The sequence below is a fragment of the Streptacidiphilus albus JL83 genome, assembly GCF_000744705.1.
GTDB lineage: Bacteria > Actinomycetota > Actinomycetes > Streptomycetales > Streptomycetaceae > Streptacidiphilus > Streptacidiphilus albus.
Window position 1 is genome coordinate 6,561,274 of sequence record NZ_JQML01000001.1, and the last position, 19,169, is coordinate 6,580,442.

14 protein-coding genes and 1 pseudogene are annotated in these 19,169 nt (G+C 72.9%); 8 read left to right on the plus strand and 7 right to left on the minus strand.

Annotated features, from left to right (window positions below):
• Positions 1-173 precede the first annotated feature (173 nt).
• The 5 genes from BS75_RS28720 (at position 174) to BS75_RS28740 (ending at position 6,967) form a co-directional block, all read left to right on the plus strand.
• The gene (locus BS75_RS28720; protein ID WP_034090330.1) at positions 174-953 is read left to right on the plus strand and encodes an ATP-binding cassette domain-containing protein; all 780 of its coding nucleotides are present in this window, start codon (positions 174-176) and stop codon (positions 951-953) included.
• Complete coding sequence (locus BS75_RS28725) at positions 950-2,230, plus strand: sugar ABC transporter permease (RefSeq protein ID WP_081982665.1); 1,281 nt, start codon at positions 950-952, stop codon at positions 2,228-2,230. Before BS75_RS28720 ends, BS75_RS28725 begins: the two co-directional genes overlap by 4 nt.
• 236 nt (positions 2,231-2,466) lie before the next feature.
• Entirely contained in the window at positions 2,467-4,374 is a 1,908-nt protein-coding gene (gene dxs / locus BS75_RS28730; RefSeq protein WP_034090332.1) for a 1-deoxy-D-xylulose-5-phosphate synthase, read from the plus strand.
• 105 nt (positions 4,375-4,479) lie between these two features.
• Positions 4,480-6,045, plus strand: a complete 1,566-nt coding sequence (locus BS75_RS28735; RefSeq protein WP_081982667.1) for a glycosyltransferase family 39 protein — start codon at positions 4,480-4,482, stop codon at positions 6,043-6,045.
• Between the two features lie 79 nt (positions 6,046-6,124).
• On the plus strand, positions 6,125-6,967 hold the full coding sequence (locus BS75_RS28740) for a DsbA family protein (protein ID WP_052069766.1): 843 nt from the start codon (positions 6,125-6,127) through the stop codon (positions 6,965-6,967).
• Positions 6,968-7,140: 173 nt separating this feature from the next.
• On the opposite strand, the gene BS75_RS28745 is transcribed toward BS75_RS28740, so the two are convergent.
• The 5 genes and pseudogenes from BS75_RS28745 to BS75_RS28765 form a co-directional block, all read right to left on the minus strand.
• Positions 7,141-9,297, minus strand: coding sequence for a 3-hydroxyacyl-CoA dehydrogenase NAD-binding domain-containing protein (locus BS75_RS28745; protein WP_034090333.1), 2,157 nt, complete (start codon positions 9,295-9,297; stop codon positions 7,141-7,143).
• Positions 9,297-10,520 (minus strand): thiolase family protein, encoded by a 1,224-nt coding sequence (locus BS75_RS28750; RefSeq protein WP_034090334.1) that lies wholly within the window; start codon positions 10,518-10,520, stop codon positions 9,297-9,299. Before BS75_RS28750 ends, BS75_RS28745 begins: the two co-directional genes overlap by 1 nt.
• Before the next feature lie 273 nt (positions 10,521-10,793).
• Positions 10,794-12,068, minus strand: coding sequence for an HRDC domain-containing protein (locus BS75_RS28755; protein ID WP_034090335.1), 1,275 nt, complete (start codon positions 12,066-12,068; stop codon positions 10,794-10,796).
• Positions 12,069-12,249: 181 nt separating this feature from the next.
• Positions 12,250-12,964, minus strand: a pseudogene (locus BS75_RS43510) (LuxR C-terminal-related transcriptional regulator).
• 363 nt (positions 12,965-13,327) lie between these two features.
• Complete coding sequence (locus BS75_RS28765; RefSeq protein ID WP_034090336.1) at positions 13,328-13,954, minus strand: DUF3000 domain-containing protein; 627 nt, start codon at positions 13,952-13,954, stop codon at positions 13,328-13,330.
• Between the two features lie 122 nt (positions 13,955-14,076).
• Here BS75_RS28765 and hemE point away from each other — a divergent pair, with 122 nt between their 5' ends.
• The gene (gene hemE / locus BS75_RS28770) at positions 14,077-15,174 is read left to right on the plus strand and encodes a uroporphyrinogen decarboxylase (protein ID WP_081983399.1); all 1,098 of its coding nucleotides are present in this window, start codon (positions 14,077-14,079) and stop codon (positions 15,172-15,174) included.
• A 58-nt stretch (positions 15,175-15,232) separates the two neighbouring features.
• Here the strand turns inward: hemE and BS75_RS44885 are convergent, their stop codons facing one another.
• The gene (locus tag BS75_RS44885) at positions 15,233-16,339 is read right to left on the minus strand and encodes a DUF4349 domain-containing protein (protein ID WP_081982669.1); all 1,107 of its coding nucleotides are present in this window, start codon (positions 16,337-16,339) and stop codon (positions 15,233-15,235) included.
• A 154-nt stretch (positions 16,340-16,493) separates the two neighbouring features.
• Between BS75_RS44885 and hemG the strand changes: the two genes are divergently transcribed.
• Together hemG and hemQ are read left to right on the plus strand one after the other, a co-directional pair.
• Positions 16,494-17,978: a protoporphyrinogen oxidase gene (gene hemG, locus BS75_RS28780; protein ID WP_042436499.1), complete on the plus strand. Its 1,485-nt coding sequence runs from the start codon at positions 16,494-16,496 to the stop codon at positions 17,976-17,978.
• The gene (gene hemQ, locus BS75_RS28785; RefSeq protein ID WP_034090337.1) at positions 17,975-18,679 is read left to right on the plus strand and encodes a hydrogen peroxide-dependent heme synthase; all 705 of its coding nucleotides are present in this window, start codon (positions 17,975-17,977) and stop codon (positions 18,677-18,679) included. The genes hemG and hemQ overlap by 4 nt, the downstream gene beginning before the upstream one ends.
• A gap of 75 nt (positions 18,680-18,754) precedes the next feature.
• On the opposite strand, the gene BS75_RS28790 is transcribed toward hemQ, so the two are convergent.
• A complete protein-coding gene (locus tag BS75_RS28790; protein WP_034090338.1) occupies positions 18,755-19,009 on the minus strand; it encodes a hypothetical protein in 255 nt (84 codons plus the stop codon).
• Positions 19,010-19,169 lie beyond the last annotated feature (160 nt).

Sequence of the window (19,169 nt, forward strand, 5' to 3'; positions counted from 1 at the left end):
GAACTCCGCCATTCGGGGTTCCCGTGCGGAGGCGTGACGGTATCTCATTGATGACAGACCGTCAGTTCCCGATTCCGCCCCAGCGGGCGGCCCATTCTGTTTCATGTACCACCGACTGCGCCGGGGACGGCGCGGCAACCCGCCCGAGGCACCGGGCGGGGAAGGAGTTTCACATGGCAAGCGCACCCGTACTGGCGCTGCGCGGCATCTCCAAGCGGTTCGGCGCCGTCCAGGCGCTGACCGAGGTCGAACTGGAGGTCCACGCGGGCGAGGTTGTCGCACTGGTCGGTGACAACGGCGCCGGAAAGTCCACGCTGGTCAAGACCATCGCCGGGGTCCATCCGATCGACGAGGGAGTCATCGAGTGGGAGGGCTCCCCGGTCAGCATCAACCGGCCGCAGGACGCCCAGCACCTCGGCGTCGCCACCGTCTACCAGGACCTGGCGCTCTGCGACAACCTCGACGTCGTCGCCAACCTCTACCTCGGCCGTGAGCTGCGCAACTTCGGCGTGCTCGACGAGGTGAGCATGGAGCAGAAGGCCCGCGAGCTGCTCACCACGCTGTCGATCCGGATCCCGAGCGTCCGGATCCCGATCGCCGGCCTCTCCGGCGGTCAGCGCCAGGTCGTGGCCATCGCCCGCGCCCTGATCGGCGACCCCAAGGTCGTCATCCTGGACGAGCCCACCGCGGCCCTCGGCGTCGAGCAGACCGCCCAGGTCCTCGACCTGGTCGAGCGGCTCCGCGAGCGCGGCCTCGGCGTGATCCTCATCAGCCACAACATGGCCGATGTCCGCGCCGTCGCCGACACCGTCGCGGTGCTGCGGCTCGGCCGCAACAACGGCATCTTCCCGGTCCAGGAGACCACCCACGAGACCATCATCGCCGCGATCACCGGGGCCACCGACAACGCGGTGACCCGGCGTCAGGCACGCACGGCGGAGGCATCGAAGTGAGCACCGACACCCCTACCGGCACCACCGGAACGGCTGACGACACCGCTGCCGCCGCGATCGACCCGCGTCTGCTGATCCGCGAGGAGGGCTTCGCCGGCTACCTCAACGAGTTCAAGCGGAAGGTGCGCGGCGGTGAGCTCGGCTCGCTGCCGGTCGTCATCGGCCTGATCGTGATCTGGCTGGTCTTCGGCCTCCAGAACAGCTCCTTCTTCACCTCCCGGGTGTTCGAGCAGATCCTCTTCCTGATGCTCCCGGTCGGGACGCTCTCGATCGGCCTGGTCTTCGTCCTGCTGCTCGGCGAGATCGACCTGTCGGTCGCCTCGGTGGCCGGCCTGTCGGCGGCGGTCTTCGCCACCACCTCGGTCACCCACGGGATGAACGACTGGCTGGCCGGTCTCCTCACCATCGTCACCGGCGCGCTGATCGGCACGGTCCAGGGCTTCGTCTTCGCCCGGATCGGCGTCCCCGCCTTCGTGGTCACCCTGGCCGGCTTCCTCGGCTGGCAGGGCGTCATGCTGTGGCTGCTCGGCTCCACCCAGGCGATCACCCTGCCCGACACCGGCCTCTCCCACCTGCTGTCCGGCACGTCCTACTTCATGGGCGGCGACATCGCCGGCGCCTACATCCTGGCCGTCCTCGCCGTCGCCGCGCTGCTCGGCAGCTCGCTGCTGGAGCAGCGCCGCCGCCGTGCGGCCGGGGTGCCGTTCCGGCCGACCAGCGAGATCCTGGTCCGCTCCGGACTGCTGGCGATCGCCGCCTTCGTCGCGGCCTACGTCCTCAACCAGTTCCAGGGCGTGCCCAACGCGCTCGTGCTGTTCCTGGTGCTGCTGGTGGTCACCGACTTCGTGCTGCGCCGCACCGGCTACGGCCGGAAGATCTTCGCGGTCGGCGGCGGCATCGAGGCCGCCCGCCGGGCCGGTATCAACATCGTCCTGGTCCGCACCTCGGTGTACGCGATCTCCGGCGCCTTCGCCGCGCTGGCCGGCCTGCTGCTGGCGACCCAGCTGGAGACCGCCAGCACCGACATCAGCGACCCGAACAACCTGATGATGGCGATCGCCGGTGCGGTCATCGGCGGCACCAGCCTCTTCGGTGGCCGCGGCCGGGTCTGGTCGGCACTGCTGGGCGCGCTGGTGATCGAGTCGATCTCCTACGGCCTGGCCATGCTCGGCATGAACGCCTGGGTGAACGACGTCATCACCGGCGCCGTGCTCCTGGTCGCCGTCATCGTCGACTCCCTGTCCCGCAAGGCGCAGAAGGCCTCCGGTCGAGGCTGACCCCGTAACTGCCGACCCTGGGCGGTTCCTCTTGAGGGGGAGGGACCGCCCGAGCCGGGGCCGGCACACACTGACTGCCCGGCACCGTACCGCTCCGGTGCCGGGCAGTCATGCTGTTCGGGCCGACAGGCCGCTTCGACCCGGTGGTTCAACCCAGTGGGCGTACGGCCGGAGCCTGCCCCATTAGACTCAAGTCGCTCGGCTGGAAAAGCACAGCGTTGACGAAGGAGGAACGGGTGGCCCTGCTGACCCGCATTCGGGGACCCCGCGACCTGGACCGACTCACGCCGGTGCAGCTCGTCGCGCTGGCCGAGGAGATCCGGGGCTTCCTGGTCGACGCCGTCTCCAAGACCGGCGGACACCTCGGCCCCAACCTGGGCGTGGTCGAGCTGACCATCGCCCTGCACCGGGTGTTCGACTCCCCGAAGGACCGGATCCTCTTCGACACCGGCCACCAGAGCTACGTCCACAAGCTGCTCACCGGCCGCCAGGACTTCTCCGACCTCCGGGTCCGCGGCGGGCTCTCCGGCTACCCCTCGCGCGCCGAGTCCGAGCACGACGTCATCGAGAACTCGCACGCCTCCACCGTCCTCGGCTGGGCCGACGGACTGGCCAAGGCCAACGAGCTGCAGGGCCTGAACGACCGGCACGTGGTCGCGGTCATCGGCGACGGCGCGCTCACCGGCGGCATGGCCTGGGAGGCGCTGAACAACATCGCCGAGGCCCAGGACCGCCCGCTGATCATCGTGGTCAACGACAACGAGCGCTCCTACTCGCCGACCATCGGCGGCCTCGCCAACCACCTGGCCACCCTGCGCACCACCCAGGGCTACGAGCGCTTCCTGTCCTGGGGCAAGGACGCGCTCCAGCGCACCCCGGTGGTCGGCCAGTCGCTGTTCGAGACGCTGCACGGCGCCAAGAAGGGCCTCAAGGACTTCATCGCCCCGCAGGGCATGTTCGAGGACCTGGGGCTGAAGTACGTCGGGCCGATCGACGGCCACGACGAGCAGGCCCTGGAGTCCGCGCTCAAGCGCGCCAAGGGCTTCGGCGGACCGGTCATCGTCCACTGCCTCACCCAGAAGGGCCGCGGCTACAGCGCCGCCGAGCGGCACGAGGAGGACCGCTTCCACGCCGTGGGGGTGATCCACCCCGAGACCGGACTGCCGGTCAAGGCCTCGGGCCAGGACTGGACCTCGGTCTTCGGCGAGGAGATGGTCGCCCTCGGCCGCGAGCGCGCGGACCTGGTCGCGATCACCGCCGCCATGCTGCACCCGGTCGGGCTCGCCCCCTTCGCCAAGGCCTTCCCGGAGCGCACCTACGACGTCGGCATCGCCGAGCAGCACGCCGCCGTGAGCGCGGCCGGGCTGGCCACCGGCGGCATGCACCCGGTGGTCGCGGTCTACGCGACCTTCCTCAACCGGGCCTTCGACCAGGTCCTGATGGACGTGGCGCTGCACCGCCTGGGCGTCACCTTCGTGCTGGACCGGGCCGGGGTCACCGGCCCCGACGGCGCCAGCCACAACGGCATGTGGGACATGTCGATCCTCCAGGTCGTCCCCGGGCTGCGGCTGGCCGCGCCCCGCGACGCCGACCAGCTCCGCAGCCAGCTCCGCGAGGCGCTGGACGTCGACGACGCCCCCACCGTGGTCCGCTACGCCAAGGGCGGCGTCGGCCCGGCGATCCCGGCCCTCGGCCGGATCGGCGGGATGGACGTGCTCCGGGAGAGCCCCGAGCCGGTCGGCCCGGTCCGGGCCGACGTCCTGCTGGTCGCCGTCGGCGCGATGGCCGCGACCTGCCTGGAGGCCGCCGACCTGCTCGCCGCCCAGGGCATCAGCAGCACCGTGGTCGACCCCCGCTGGGTCAAGCCGGTCGACCCGGCGCTGCCCGCGCTGGCCGCCGAGCACCGGGTCGTGGTGACCGTCGAGGACAACGGCCGCGTCGGCGGCGTCGGCTCGACCGTCGCCCAGGCCCTCCGGGACGCCGGGGTGGACGTGCCGCTGCGCGACTTCGGCATCCCGCAGGAGTTCCTCGACCATGCCACCCGCCCCGAGATCCTGGCGCAGGTGGGCCTGACCGGCCCTGCGATCGCCGAGCGCACCGCCGCGTTCGTCGCCAAGCAGGACCGGGCCGGCGCTGTCGTCTGACGTGCCGGCCGTTCCGGCACATTCCGGACCCGCCCGTCCGGCTCCAGCGACTACAGGTAGCGTGGCGGTGTGGTGAGAGAGCCGTCAGAACAGCGCCGGGGGACGATGTCGCGAACGGGCGGCTCCGTCGCAGCCCTGCCATGGGCTCCCTGGGGCAGCCCGGGCGAGCTGGGGCTGCGCGTCCGCGAGGCGCTGCGCACCGGCTACTGGGCCAGGCTGGTGCCGCTGCTCGCCGCCCTGGCGACCGTCACCCACCTGCCCTCCTTCGCGCGCACCGTCTGGAGCCCGGACGAGGGCTACCTGGCGACCGAGGCCAGGATGCTGGCCGGCGGCGGGGTCCTCTACAACACGGTCGTGGACCGCAAGCCGCCGCTGCTGCCCTGGCTCTACGACGCCGCCTTCGACCTGTTCGGCTCGGGATCGCTGTGGCCGCTGCGGGTGCTCGCCATAGCCGCCCACGTGGGCACCGCCGTGCTGCTCGCCGCCATCGCCCGCAAGCGCTGGGGCGACCGCTACGGGGTCCTGGCCGGGATCGCCTACGTGCTGGTGTCGATCGGGCTCTCGCCGGAGGACAGCCAGGCGGCCACCTTCGAGGTGTTCATGCTCCCCGGCACCGCCGCCGCCTTCTGGTTCGCGCAGAACCGGCGCTGGGCCCCGGCCGGGGCGGCGACCGCGGTCGCCGCGCTGACCAAGCAGACCGGCGGCGCGGTGCTGCTGCCGCTGCTCTGGCTGATCTGGCGCGGCCGCGGCGGCGGCAGGCCGCTGCTGGGCGCGGAGCGCGGGGGACGGCGGCGGGACCTGGCCGCGCTGCTGTTCGGCTTCGGACTCCCGATCGCGGTGATCGCGCTCTCCACCGGTGTGCGGAACTTCGTCTTCTGGGTGGTCACCGGCAGCAGCGGCTACGCCTCCGCCGACGGCGCCTGGCTGAACATGGCGGAGCGCTGCCTGGGCAACGCCGCCATCCTCGGCGCGGCCGCACTGGGCCTGCTGGTGCCGGTCGTCCGCGACTGGCGCCGCCGCCGCGAGGACGCCGACCTCTGGGTCTGGTTCGGCTCCTCCTGGCTCGGCGTGATCACCGGCTTCCACTTCTTCGGCCACTACTACCTCCAGCTGATCCCGCCGCTGGTGCTGCTGGGGGTCGGCGCCCTGGCCCGGGGCGCGGCCCGGGTGCGGCCGGCGATGGCCTGGACGGTCGCCGCCAGCGCGGTCTTCTGCGTGCTGGGCTTCGTCTGGCCGCACCAGTCGGTGCAGCACGACGTCTCGGTCGCCGAGGTCGTCGCCCAGGACACCACCCCGGAGGAGACCGTCCTGGTCTGGGGGATGCACCCGGAGATGTACTGGCTGTCCGACCGGATGCCGGCGACCCGGTACCTCACCGCCGGTTTTCTCACCAACTTCTCGGGCGGCCGGGACGGCCGGGGCGTGGGCGTCGACAAGGGCGTCGAGTCGGCCTGGAAGACCTTCGAGGCCGAGATGGCGACCCAGCTCCCGGAGGTCGTCGTGGACGACTCCGACGGCGCCCCCTACGCCCCGCAGTACATCACCCCGATCCGGACGCTGCTGGCCTCGCACTACGAGCGGGTGGCCCGGGACGGCACCACGGTGATCTACCGGCTGCGGATCACCCCGCCGCTGCCGCACCCCCCGCCCCGGCTGGGCGGGCTGGAGTAAGGACCCGAATCGGGAATTCCCAGGGTGGCGTGTCATTCTGTCCGTTGCAGAGTTCGCATTCGGAAGAGGGACCCCCACAGTGAAGCGTGCTGACGGCAAGAACCGGACGACCAGTGCCGCCAAGGGCGGGACCTCCGGCGGCGCCGGAGCCGGGGACGCGGAGCAGCCCCGCTCGGCCGTGCTCCGCTGGACGGTGATCGGCAGCCTCGTGGTCGCGGTCTTCGTGATCGCCGGACTGGTCGGCGCGTTCGTGCGCGACTACAAGTCGAAGGAGCTCGCCCCGCCCGCCTCCGCGGCCGGCCCCAGCGCGCTGGCGGTCCCGGTCTACGGCCACGCCCCGGTGACGCTGACCCTCTACGAGGACATGCGCGACCCGGCGAGCCTCCAGTTCTCGCAGACCTACGACGCGGCGCTGGCCCAGCTGGTCGCCTCCGGCACGGTGAACCTCTACTACCGCGAGGTGGCGGGCGTCGACGCGGCCCGGGGCGGCAACGGCTCCCTCTACGCGGGCAACGCGCTGGCCTGCGCCCAGGACGCGAACACCACCAAGGACTTCACCGCGTACCGCACCGTGCTGCTGGCCAACCAGCCGACCGCCGGCGGGACGGACACCTTCGGCTCCAAGTCCGAGCTGATCACCCTGGCGAAGCAGGTCAAGGGCCTGGACACGGACGTCTTCCGGGCCTGCGTCGACAACGGCCAGCACGACGTCTGGGTGCAGGACTCCACCACCGCCTTCAAGGCGCTGAAGCAGGGCGGCGTCCCGGTGCTGCAGATGCAGGTGCTCGGCCAGGCCGCTGCCACCACCGTGGTCGGCAGCTCCGCGCAGACCACCCCGGCGCAGCTGATCAGCCAGGTGATGGCCGCCGCGGCAGCCGCGCCGACCAGCTCGCCCTCGGCCACCCCCTCGTCGTCGAGCTGAGCCACCCGCTCAGCGAGCCCCACCGGGCCGCCGGACCGCCTTCGGGGCGGCCGGCGGCCCGCTTGCTGCAGCAGGGCACGGCGGGCCCGCAGCGGGCCGACTGTGCCCGTGACGCCGACAGGGCCGCCGCTCCGGAAGTTCCGGAGCGGCGGCCCTGTCGTTCGGAGCGGTGGTTACGCCGGGACGCTGGCGACGCCCGGGGCGAGGAACGGCTTGCCGTTCACCCGCTCGGAGACGCCGGAGCGGTCCAGGTAGGGGGTGATCCCGCCGAGGTGGAAGGGCCAGCCCGCGCCGGTGATCAGGCACAGGTCGATGTCCTGGGCCTCGGCGACGACGCCCTCGTCCAGCATCAGCGCGATCTCCTCGGCGACCGCCGTGAGCGCCCGGTCCAGGACCTGCTCGGGGGTCAGCACCACGTCGCCGACCTGCAGCAGCGCGGCGACCTCGGGGTCGATCTCCTGCTGGCCCGACGCCCAGGTGTAGAAGCCGCGCTTGCCGGCCTTGACCACCCGGGCCAGGTTCTCGGAGACGGCGAACCGGTCCGGGAAGGCCCCGTGCAGGGTCTCCGAGACGTGCAGCGCGATGGCCGGGCCGACCAGCTCGATCAGCACGATCGGGGACATCGGCAGGCCCAGCGGCTCGACGCCCTTCTCGACGGTCTCGATCGGGGTGCCCTCGTCGACGACCGTCTGGATCTCGCCCATGAAGCGGGTGAGGATCCGGTTGACCACGAACGCCGGGGCGTCCTTGACCAGCACGGCGGTCTTCTTCAGCGACTTGGCCACGCCGAAGGCGGTGGCCAGCGAGGCGTCGTCGGTGCGCTCGCCGCGGACGATCTCCAGCAGCGGCAGCACCGCCACCGGGTTGAAGAAGTGGAACCCGACGACCCGCTCCGGGTGCTCCAGCTTGGACGCCATCTCGGTGACCGAGAGCGAGGAGGTGTTGGTCGCCAGCACGCAGGTCGGCGAGACGACGGCCTCGACGTCGGCGAACACCTGCTGCTTGACGCCCATCTCCTCGAACACGGCCTCGATCACGAAGTCCGCGTCGCCGAAGGCGGCGGCCTTGTCGAGCGAGCCGGAGACCAGGCCCTTGAAGCGGTTGGCGGTGTCCTGGTTGACCCTGCCCTTGGCCAGCAGCTTGTCGATCTCGGCGTGGACGTAGCCCACGCCCTTGTCGACCCGCTCCTGGTCGATGTCGGTCAGCACGACCGGCACCTTCAGCCGACGGACGAAGAGCAGCGCTAGCTGCGAGGCCATCAGCCCCGCGCCGACCACGCCGACCTTGGTGACCGGACGGGCCAGCGCCCGGTCCGGGGCGCCGACGGGGCGCTTGCCGCGCTTCTGCACCAGGTTGAAGGAGTAGATCCCGGCCCGCAGCTCGCCACCCATGATCAGGTCGGCCAGCGCGATGTCCTCGGCGTCGAAGCCCGCCTGGAGGGCTGCGACATCTCCGGGGACCGCGTCCTTGACGGCGGCGATGATGTCCAGCGCCCGGTAGGGGGCCGGGGCGGCGCCGTGCACCTTGGAGTCGGCGATCAGCCGGCCCTGGGCGACGGCCTGGTCCCAGGCGTCGCCGCGGTCGATCTCGGGGCGCTCGACCACGGTCGCGCCGGTCAGCACCTCGGCCGCCCAGAGCAGCGACTGCTCCAGGAAGTCGGCCGGGGCGAAGATCGCGTCGGCGATCCCGAGGTCGAACACCTGCTGGCCCTTGAGCTGGCGGTTCTGCGAGAGCGAGTTCTCGATGATGACCGAGATCGCCTTCGCCGGGCCGATCAGGTTCGGCAGCAGGGTGCAGCCGCCCCAGCCGGGCACCAGCCCGAGGAAGCACTCCGGCAGCGAGAACGCCGGGACGCCGGCGCTGACCGTGCGGTAGCTGCAGTGCAGGCCGATCTCGACGCCGCCGCCCATCGCCGCACCGTTGTAGAAGGTGAAGCTGGGGACGGGCAGCGCGGCGATCCGCTTGAAGACGTCGTGGCCACCCTTGCCGATGGCCAGCGCGTCGCTGTGCTCCTTGAGCACCTCGACGCCCTTGAGGTCCGCGCCGACGGCGAAGATGAAGGGCTTGCCGGTGACGGCGACGGCGACGATCGAGCCCTCGGCGGCCTCGCGCTCGACCTGGTCCAGCGCCTCGGCCAGCTTGGCCAGCGAGCCCGGGCCGAAGGTGGTCGGCTTGGTGTGGTCGAAGCCGTTGTCCAGGGTGATCAGCGCCAGCCGTCCGGCGCCGAGCGGCAGGTCCAGGTGGCGGACGTGGGCCGTGGTGACGACCTCGTCCGGGAACAGCTCGTGGGCGCGCTCCAGCATGGCGGCCGTGTCGGTGGTGCCAGTCATCACTTGCCGCCCTCTGCTGCGAAGTTCGGGTTCTCCCAGATGACCGTTCCGCCCATGCCCATGCCGATGCACATGGAGGTCAGGCCGTAGCGGACGTCGGGGCGCTCCTCGAAGCGCCGCGCCAGCTGGGTCATCAGCCGGACGCCGGAGGAGGCGAGCGGGTGGCCGTAGGCGATCGCGCCGCCGTAGGGGTTGATCCGCTCGTCGTCGTCGGCGATGCCGAAGTGGTCCAGCATCGAGAGCACCTGGATCGCGAAGGCCTCGTTGATCTCGAACGCGCCGATGTCGGCGATCGTGAGACCGGCCTTGGCCAGCGCCTTCTCGGTCGCCGGGACCGGGCCGATGCCCATCACCTCGGGCTCGACGCCGACGAAGGCGTAGGAGACCATCCGCATCTTGACCGGCAGGCCGAGCTCGCGGGCCACGTCCTCGGCGGCGAGCAGCGAGGCCGTCGCGCCGTCGTTGAGGCCGGCCGCGTTGCCGGCGGTGATCCGGCCGTGCGGGCGGAACGGGGTCTTCAGACCCGCCAGCGACTCCATGGTGGTGCCCGGGCGCATCGGCTCGTCGACCGTGGCCAGGCCCCAGCCGGTCTCGCCGGCCGCCTCGTTGGTGCGGCGCACCGCGACCGGGACCAGGTCGGGCTGGATCTTGTTGTTGGCGTACGCCTTCGCGGCCTTCTCCTGGCTGCGGACGGCGTAGGCGTCGCACCGCTCCTTGGTCAGGTGCGGGAAGCGGTCGTGCAGGTTCTCCGCGGTCATGCCCATGAACAGCGCCGACTCGTCGACGACCTTCTCGGACAGGAAGCGCGGGTTGGGGTCGACGCCCTCGCCCATGGGGTGACGGCCCATGTGCTCGACGCCGCCGGCGATGGCGATGTCGTAGGCGCCGAAGGCGATGCCGCCGGCGACCGAGGTGGCGGCGGTCATCGCGCCCGCGCACATCCGGTCGATCGAGTAGCCGGGGACGGTCTTGGGCAGCCCCGCCAGCAGCGCGGCGGAGCGGCCCAGGGTCAGCCCCTGGTCGCCGATCTGGGTGGTGGCGGCGATGGCGACCTCGTCGACCAGCGCCGGGTCCAGTCCGGGGTTGCGGCGGAGCAGCTCGCGGATGGCCTTGATCACCAGATCGTCGGCGCGGGTCTCGGCGTAGATGCCCTTCGGTCCTGCTTTGCCGAACGGGGTGCGGACGCCGTCGACGAAGACGACGTCCCTCGCGGTACGAGGCACGGTGGCTCTCCTCCCAAGTCCCCAGAAGTAGGGGGCCCAAATGTCGTAGCGGCCCAGCTGGACCGGTGCGGGCCGCCGCAGCCAACGCTGAGGCGGCGGCGTCCTGGGAGAGATGCTACCCGCTGGTAACTAAGTTGCCCAGACGCCTCCGCGCCCGGCCCGCCATGGGATGCGCCACACGGGTCCGCCGACGGCCCCGCCAGGCCCGCCACCTCCCGCGACAAGCCTGCGTGACCACCCCTCGCGACCACCCCTCGCGACCACCCCTCGCGACTATCCTTTGCCGCCGCCGTCCGCGGCGGCGAAGGCGCGGGCGACCACCGGGGCGACCAGCTCCACCTGCCAGGCCCGGGCCCCGTGCCCGCGCAGGGCCTCCGCCACGCCCTCGGCGTCCGGCCCGGCGGGCGGGGTCCAGGAGACCCGGCGGACCAGCTCCGGCGAGACCAGGTTCTCCTGCGGGATGTTCAACGACTCGGCGAGGGCGCCGACCGCCTCGCGGGCGGCGGAGAGCCGGGCCGCGGCGGCCGGGTCCTTGTCCGCCCAGGAGCGGGGCGGCGGCGGTCCCTCGTGCGGGGCGGTGGCCGGCGGCAGCTGGGTCTCCGGCAGCTCGCGGGCGGCGTCGACCGCGGTCATCCACTGCTCCAGCGCCCGCCGGTGCACCCGCGGGCCGAAGCCCTGGAGCGCCTGGAGCGCGTTGGCGTTGGCCGGCATGGCCATCGCCGCCGAGATGATCGCCGCGTCCGAGAGCAGCCGTCCGGGGGAGATGTCGCGCTCCCGGGCCAGTCGGTCGCGCAGCTGCCAGAGCTCGCGCACGGCGGCCAGCTGTCGGCGGCGGCGGATCTTGTGCACCCCGGAGGTGCGCCGCCAGGGGTCGACCCGGGGCGGGGCCGGCGGGGCGGCGGCGATCGCGGCGAACTCCTGCAGCGCCCAGTCCAGCTTGGACTGGGCGGCGAGCTCGGCCTCCAGCGCGTTCCGCAGGTCCACCAGCACCTCGACGTCGAGCGCGGCGTAGCGCAGCCAGGGCTCGGGCAGCGGACGGGTGGACCAGTCCACCGCCGAGTGGCCCTTCTCCAGGGTCAGCCCGAGCACGTTCTCCACCATCGGGCCCAGGCCCACCCGGGGGAACCCGGCGATCCGGCCGGCCAGCTCGGTGTCGAACAGGGTGGTCGGATGCATCCCCAGCTCGCCCAGGCAGGGCAGGTCCTGGGTGGCGGCGTGGAGCACCCACTCGGTGTCCGCCAGTGCGGCGCCGAGTGCGGACAGGTCGGGGCAGCCGACGGGGTCGATCAGGGTGGATCCGGCGCCCTCGCGGCGCAGCTGCACCAGGTAGGCGCGCTGCCCGTAGCGGTAGCCGGAGGCCCGCTCGGCGTCGATCGCGACCGGTCCGGTGCCTGCGGCGAACCGCGACACTATCTCCGCGAGCGCGTCCGCGTCCGCGACCACGGGAGGGATGCCCTCCCTGGGTTCGAGCAGCGGGACCGGGCCGCCTTCGTCGGTGACGCCTGGGGCATCTGTGGTGTCGGTCGTTGCTTCGCGGGCGTCGGTCACGCCCCAAGACTACGCCCGCGCACCCGCTCCGACCGGCCGCGCGCCAGCCGGTCCGGGCCTGTGGTCCTTACCGGCGGCGGAAGTTGCTCCGGCACACGGCGAAGTTGCGCCGCCGCGCGGAGCAGCTGCTCCGCCGCACGAGAAGTAACGTTCCCTCGCGCGGCGGAGCCCTCCCCGGGAACTAGTGGATGATCCCGGTCCGCAGGGCGACGGCGACCATGCCGGCCCGGTCCCCGGTGCCCAGCTTGCGGGCGATCCGGGCGAGGTGGCTCTTGACCGTCAGCGCCGACAGTCCCATGGCCACCCCGATCGCCTTGTTCGACTGGCCCTCGGCGACCAGTCGCAGCACCTCGACCTCGCGGCCGGAGAGCTCGCGGTAGGCGGGCGGCGCGGTGGTGCCCGGAGCCCCGGGACCGCGCCCGGCGCCCCGGCCGCCCCGGGCGCGCCCGGACGCCGCAGCTGGCCGCCCATCGGGCGGCTGCCCATCGGGTTCATACCGTTCATGCCGGGCCGCTGCTGCATGCCGGCGGTGACCCGGGTGCCGGTCACCACATAGCCCTTCACGCCCCGGCGAGGGCGCTGCGGACCGCGCCGATGTCGTCGGCGGCGGACAGGGCCAGCCCGTTCGGCCAGCCTGCGGCACGGGTCTCGGCGAGGATGGCCAGCCCCGAACCGTCCGGGAGGTGGACGTCGGCCACGCAGATGTCGCGCGGGGTGCCGACGCGTGGCCGGGCCTCGGCGAGGGAGGACGCCTCGATCACGTCGCGAACGCCCAGTGCCCAAAGATGGCGGGTGACGGTGCTGCGGACGCGTGGGTCCGCTACGACCACCATGGCAGTGGGCTTGGTCGGACGGTAGGCGACCAGGTTTGCGGGGTGCTCGAGTAGTACAGACACCAGGCCTCCTGGGGGATGGCGCGGGGACCCGGGGAGACACTGATGGGGAGGGTCCTCGTGTGGAAAGGGTCATTGACTGCTTCGGCACGATCGGTGCCCGGCTTTAGCGAAAGATCACGATTGAGTGAGTAACTCCAGGGCAATTCGTGCATCTTGGACTGTCTGACCGAGCGTAAGTCACCCATAAGTGATCAAAAGTGATCGACGCGCCTAAAACGGGGGTGATTGTGAGAAACGCATGAGCGGGCCGCCCGGAGACCGCGGTGCACGGGTTGACGCGGCGCGAGGGCAGGCCGGAGCCGCGGCGCCGGTCGGTGCGGCCCGGTGCGGGTGCGCGGGTGCGTGGGTGGTGGCGGCGGACCGTCAGTGCGGGCGGCGGCGGGTCGGCAGCGCGACCGTCCTGGCCGCGGCCGATCCGGGCACGTGGGGCGGGAGCCCGGCGCACAGGCACAGCAGCTCGCACCAGGCCCGCAGATGCGCGGTGAAGTCGGCCGGGCCGGAGGTCACCGGCGTCCAGGAGGCGCGGATCTCGATGTCGGTGCTGCTCGGGCGCTCGGCCAGACCGCCGAAGTAGTGCGAGGAGCAGCGCGAGACCGTGCCGCTGGGGGCCGTGTACCCGGCGCCCTGCTGGGCCAGTGAATCGGTCAGCCAGTCCCAGCTGACCTCGGGCAGCAGCGGGTCCTGCGCCATCTCCGGCTCCAGCTCGGCCCGGCCCAGCGAGACCAGCCGGAACTCGCCCTGCCAGGCCTCGTGCCCGTTCGGCTCGTGCAGCAGCACCAGCTGACCGTCCGCCAGCTCCTCGCCGTCCGCCTCGACCGTGGCGGTCAACGCGAAGGCGTAGGGGGCGAGTTTGCGTGGCGCCGGGGTCTCCCCGAGCACCACCTCCGGGCGCAGCCGGGCCGCCCGCAGCGCGGCCACGGCCTCTTGGAAGGCCGACGGAACGCCGGTCACTCCGTCCTCATTCGCGGGGTGCCCGCTGACCGCTGCCATGCCGGAAGAGTAAGACCCGGGCACGTTCCCGTGGCGGAGGCACCACGGCGGGTCTCCGGGGCGCGGCGGCGCGTGCGAAGATTTCACCCGTGAGCGAGAGCAGCGAGAGCATCGAGAACACCGTGTCCGGCAGCGCTTCGGGCACCCTTCCGACCACCGCCCCGGCCGCCCCGGCCGGTGGCGCCGGCGGCCTCCGGGATTCCGCGTTCCTGCGCGCCTGCCGGGGCGAGGCCGTTCCGCATACCCCGGTCTGGTTCATGCGGCAGGCCGGGCGCTCGCTGCCCGAGTACCTGAAGATCCGCGAGGGCATTCCGATGCTGGACTCCTGCACCATGCCGGAGCTGGTGAAGGAGATCACCCTGCAGCCGGTCCGTCGGCACGGAGTGGACGCCGCGGTCTACTACAGCGACATCATGGTGCCGCTCAAGGCCATCGGCGTGGACCTGGACATCAAGCCCGGCATCGGCCCGGTCGTCGCCAACCCGATCCGCAGCCGCGCGGACCTGGAGCAGCTGCGCCCGCTGGAGCCGGCCGACGTCTGGTACGTCACCGAGGCCATCGGTCTGCTGACCGCCGAGCTGGGCGCGACGCCGCTGATCGGCTTCGCCGGCGCGCCGTACACCCTGGCCAGCTACATGGTCGAGGGCGGGCCCTCGAAGAACCACGAGCACACCAAGGCGCTGATGTACGGCGACCCGGAGCTGTGGCAGGAGCTGCTGGACCGGCTCGCGGTGATCACCTCCGGCTTCCTCAAGGTGCAGATCGAGGCCGGCGCCTCGGCCGTCCAGCTCTTCGACTCCTGGGTCGGCGCGCTGGAGCCGAAGGACTACCGGCGCTCGGTGATGCCGGCCAGCGCCGCGGTCTTCGAGTCGGTGGCCGGCTACGGCGTGCCGCGCGTCCACTTCGGCGTCGGCACCGGCGAGCTGCTCGGGCTGATGGGCGACGCCGGGGCCGACGTGGTCGGCGTCGACTGGCGGGTCCCGCTGGACGAGGCCGCCCGCCGGGTCGCCCCCGGCAAGGCGCTCCAGGGCAACCTGGACCCGACCATCCTGTTCGCGCCGGAGTCGGCGGTCCGTGCCAAGACCGAGGAGGTACTGGCAGCGGCCGAGGCGAGCGGACGCGGCCATGTGTTCAACCTCGGCCACGGCGTGCTGCCCAGCACCGACCCGGACACGCTGACCCGCCTGGTCGCCCACGTCCACGAGGCCACCGCCCGCTGACGCGCCGCGGTTGCGTTCACCCGGTTCCGTTCACCCGGTTGCGTTCACTCCGATCCGTTCATTCCGAGGGCGGCCCCTCCTGCACCACCGGGGCCGCCGCCGGGCGGCGGAGGCGGGGGCGCAGCCGGCGGTTCAGCCACAGGCACAGCCAGCCCAGCGGCACCAGCACCACGGCGAACGGCAGCACCGCGGCGACGCAGACCACCAGCGTCCGGAACACCAGGTACAGCCCGTGGACGCCGTCCTTCAGCGCGTCCACCATCGCCGAGCCGAAGTCCCTGGGCTTCGGCTTCGCCACCGGGGCCACCGCGGCCGCCTGCTGGTAGACCTGCAGGGTCACCGTCGACATCGCGGTCTGCGACTGCAGGGCGGCCTGCTGCGCCTCCAGCGTCTCCAGGTCGGACTCCCGCTGGGTCAGCGCCGCCTCCAGCGCGATCACGTCCGTCATGTCGGTCGCCTGGTTCATCAGCGCCCGCACCCGGTCGACGCTCGCCTCCTGGGTCTTCAGCCGGCTCGCCACATCGATCACCTGCTCGGTGACGTCCTGGGTCGAGCGCTCCTGGCCGAGCACCGTGCCCAGGCCCTGCAGCTTCCGGTAGACCGCGTCGAAGGAGGCCGAGGGGACGCGGACCACCAGCTGGGCCGCCTCGCCGCCGATGTCCGAGGGCTCCGGCAGGACCTGGACCGGGAGCGAGCTGTCGGCGCTCGGCGAGGCGCTGCCGTCCTGGTCCTCGTTCTGCGGGTCCTGGTACTGGGTCAGGCCCAGCTCGTCCACCGGGCCGGCCTGCTCCGAGTCGATGTAGCCGCCGACACCGGAGACCAGGCCCTCTGCCTCGGTCACCGCCGCGTCCACCCCGCCGGACCGCAGCTGCACCTCGCCGGTGTACACCAGGTCCCGGGCGGCGGGCACGGCGGTGCCGCCGCCGCTCCCCGCGCTGCCGCCGGAGCCGGTGCTGCCGCCGGGGCTCGTGTTCCCGGTGTTCCCGGTGTTTCCGGCGGCGGCGTCCCCGGCCGCGGGCGCGGCGGCCTGAGCCCGGTTGACCCCGGCCGCCGCGCCGCTGGAACTGCCGCTGCCCGACTGCCCGCAGCCGGCCAGCAGCGCGCCGCCGAGCAGCGCGCACACCCCCAGCGCCGCGCCGGTCCTTCTCCTGCCCGAACCGTTCATCGTCGGATCCCCTCGTCGCCGCCGGCTCCGCCCGCTGCGGGCCGAGCGGTGATGGGACCCGTCGGCGGTCCTGCCGGTTCCCGACGGACCGTCAAGAGCCGATCACGAATGGGTGGCGAATCGGCCTCCGGACCCGTGTGCGAGAGTGAGGGGCATGCACAGCAGCACTTCTGAAGCGGCCGCCGGGACCCCGACCGGACTCCCCACCGTGCTGGTCATCGGTGGCGGGATCGCCGGGCTCGCGGCCGCGGCCCGGCTGAGCGGGGCGGACGGCGGCGAGCCCACCGCCCGGGTCACCCTGGTCGAGGCCGGGCCCCGGCTCGGCGGCAAGCTCCGGGCCGGGGAACTCGACGGCATCCCGGTCGACCTCGGTGCGGAGTCGCTGCTCGCCCGCCGCCCGGAGGCGATGGAGCTGGCGCGCGCGGTCGGCCTCGGCGAGGCCCTGCAGCCGCCCGCCACCGCCAAGGCCGCGATCTGGACCAGGGGCGAGCTCCGCCCCATGCCCGGCGGCCACCTCATGGGCGTGCCCTGGGACCTGGACGCCCTCAGGGCCTCCGGTGTGGTCTCCGCCGAGGGCCTGGCCCGGATCGCCGAGGACCGGACGCGGCCGGCCACCGAGATCGGCGAGGACGCCACCGTCGGCGGCTACGTCGCCGAACGGCTGGGCCAGGAGATCGTGGACCGGCTGGTCGAGCCGCTGCTCGGCGGCGTCTACGCCGGGCACGCGGAGCAGATCTCGATGCGCGCCGCCGTGCCGCAGCTCCTCGCCGCCGCCCGGCGCGGCGGTTCGCTGGTCGAGGGCGTGCGCGAACTGCTCGCGGCCGTTCCGGCCAACCCCGCACCGGTCTTCACCGGCATCGTCGGCGGCATCGGCCGGCTGCCGGTGGCGGTCGCCGACGCCTGCCGGGCCGCCGGGGCCGAGCTGCTGACCGACGCCCCGGTCAGCGGGCTGCGCCGCACCCCGACCGGCTGGACCTGCACCGCCGGTGACCGGCGGCTGGACGCCGACGCCGTCGTCCTCGCCGTTCCCGCGCCCGCCGCCGCCGAGCTGCTGGCCACCGAGGCCCCCGGCGCCGCCACCGAACTGCGCGCGGTGGAGTACGCGAGCATGGCCCTGGTCACCCTCGCCTTCCGCCGCGCCGACCTGGCCGACCTGCCGGGGGGCGGACTGCGGGGGAGCGGCTTCCTGGTGCCGCCGGTGGACGGTCGCTCGATCAAGGCCTCCACCTTCTCCAGCAACAAGTGGCGCTGGCTGGCCGAGGCCGCGCCCGAGAGCTTCGTGCTGCGCACCTCGGTCGGCCGCCACCACGAGGACCAGGACCTCGACCTGGACGACGCCGAACTCGTCGCCCGCTCGCTGGGCGACCTGCGCGCGGCGGCCGGCCTCACCGCCCTGCCGTACGCCACCACGGTCACCCGCTGGCGGGCCGGGCTGCCGCAGTACCCGGTCGGCCACCTGGACCGGGTGGCCCGGGCCGAGCGCCTGGTGGCCGAGCTGCCGGGGCTGGCCCTGTGCGGCGCCGCCTACGCCGGTGTCGGCGTCCCGGCCTGTATCGCGAGCGCCTGGCGCGCGGCCGACCTGGTGCGGGCCGACCTGGTGAAGGGAGCACAGCGCACGGAAGGGACAATGGGCGCATGACCGAGAGCACAGAACCGAAGAAGAAGGCCCGCGACCTGAACCAGGTCATCCGGTACACCCTGTGGTCGGTCTTCCGGCTCAAGGACGCCCTGCCGGAGGACCGCAGCGCGCTCGCCACCGAGGTCGAGGAGCTGTTCGCGCAGCTGGCCGAGAAGGACGTCACCGTCCGCGGCACCTACGACGTCTCCGGGCTGCGCGCCGACGCCGACCTGATGATCTGGTGGCACGCCGAGGACAGCGACGACCTGCAGGAGGCCTACAACCGCTTCCGCCGCACCGCGCTCGGCCGCACCCTGGAGCCGGTCTGGTCGAACATGGCGCTGCACCGCCCGGCCGAGTTCAACAAGTCGCACATCCCGGCCTTCCTCGCCGACGAGACTCCGCGCGACTACGTCTGCGTCTACCCCTTCGTCCGCTCCTACGAGTGGTACCTGCTGGAGGACGCCGAGCGCCGCCGCCTGCTGATGGAGCACGGCATGCTGGCCCGGGGCTACCCGGATGTCCGCGCCAACACCGTCGCCTCCTTCGCCCTGGGCGACTACGAGTGGCTGCTGGCCTTCGAGGCCAACGACCTGTACCGGATCGTCGACCTGATGCGCGACCTGCGCGCCTCCGAGACCCGGCTGCACGTCCGCGAGGAGGTCCCGTTCTTCACCGGGCGCCGCAAGCCGATCAGCGAGCTGCTGAACGGCCTGGTCTGAACCTCCTGTTCCGCCGCTGCCGCCGCTCCCCGCCTTCGCCCCCACGGGCAGCGGTGAGCGGCGGTCGGCGTTTCTTCAGAGGACCGGGCGGACCGGCCGGTGCGGCGGTGGCTGGACCGCCGGACGGCTCCTGGGGTGACCCGCAAGGGCGTTGGCGGCGACCGAGACCAGCACCCCGGCGACGAAGAGGATCAGCGGCCACAGCAGCGGCGGCGACGCCTGGTCCGACGGGCCGCCGATGCTGGCGTCGGCCCACAGCATGGTCGCCACCGTGCCGAGCACCAGATTCACCAGCATGGCCGCCGCCATCAGCCGGTTGGCGACCCGCATCCGCCGCTCCGCCGCACCGCTTCGCACGGTTCCCCGCCGCACTGTTCCCCGTCGCGCCGTTCCCCGCCGCACTGTTCCTCGCCGTGCCCGGTGCAGCCGTTCCGCCGACCACAGTTGGTCCAGCGAGGCCAGGGCGAGCAGGACGACCGACGCCAAGCAC

What these genes read in the sequence shown, in the direction of transcription:
- BS75_RS28720 (WP_034090330.1), top strand. Translation starts at nt 174, where the DNA reads ATGGCAAGCGCACCCGTACTGGCGCTGCGCGGCATCTCCAAGCGGTTC.
- BS75_RS28735 (WP_081982667.1), top strand. Translation starts at nt 4,480, where the DNA reads ATGTCGCGAACGGGCGGCTCCGTCGCAGCCCTGCCATGGGCTCCCTGG.
- BS75_RS28745 (WP_034090333.1), bottom strand. Translation starts at nt 9,297, where the DNA reads ATGACTGGCACCACCGACACGGCCGCCATGCTGGAGCGCGCCCACGAG.
- BS75_RS28765 (WP_034090336.1), bottom strand. Translation starts at nt 13,954, where the DNA reads ATGGCAGCGGTCAGCGGGCACCCCGCGAATGAGGACGGAGTGACCGGC.
- BS75_RS44885 (WP_081982669.1), bottom strand. Translation starts at nt 16,339, where the DNA reads ATGAACGGTTCGGGCAGGAGAAGGACCGGCGCGGCGCTGGGGGTGTGC.
- hemG (WP_042436499.1), top strand. Translation starts at nt 16,494, where the DNA reads ATGCACAGCAGCACTTCTGAAGCGGCCGCCGGGACCCCGACCGGACTC.
- hemQ (WP_034090337.1), top strand. Translation starts at nt 17,975, where the DNA reads ATGACCGAGAGCACAGAACCGAAGAAGAAGGCCCGCGACCTGAACCAG.
- BS75_RS28790 (WP_034090338.1), bottom strand. Translation starts at nt 19,009, where the DNA reads ATGCGGGTCGCCAACCGGCTGATGGCGGCGGCCATGCTGGTGAATCTG.